The organism is Pseudomonas sp. HY2-MNA-CIBAN-0224, assembly GCF_040310285.1.
Lineage (GTDB): Bacteria > Pseudomonadota > Gammaproteobacteria > Pseudomonadales > Pseudomonadaceae > Aquipseudomonas > Aquipseudomonas helleri.
In genome coordinates this window covers 1-249 of sequence record NZ_JBEOPQ010000771.1, presented here as the reverse complement: position 1 = coordinate 249, position 249 = coordinate 1, and the positions used below count along the sequence as shown (strand labels likewise).

The 249-nt window shown below is 48.6% G+C and carries 1 protein-coding gene; it reads right to left on the bottom strand.

The genetic code is table 11. From position 1 onward, the window contains the following. Positions 1–249, bottom strand: a 249-nt coding sequence (locus tag AAEZ03_RS28405; protein ID WP_350583303.1) for a TatD family hydrolase, incomplete at both ends; no start/stop codon positions are given.

Here is a 249-nt window from a genome sequence, read left to right as displayed (position 1 = left end):
GTCCAAGCGCTGACTGATTATTGGTTGACGGATTGCTATCTGAGTGCTGGCACATGATGGGAGTCATATCCGGACAATCCGTCTCAATCACCAAACATTCAAGACCATAAGTATCAACTGCTGCTTGAATCGCCCGACGCAGTTTTTTGGCATTCGGATTGGTGACTTGTCCAGTGACCCCGAGCTTAAAGCCGAGTTTTACAAAGGCCTTTGCCTCTTGCTCACCACCACTAAAACTGTGAGCGACAC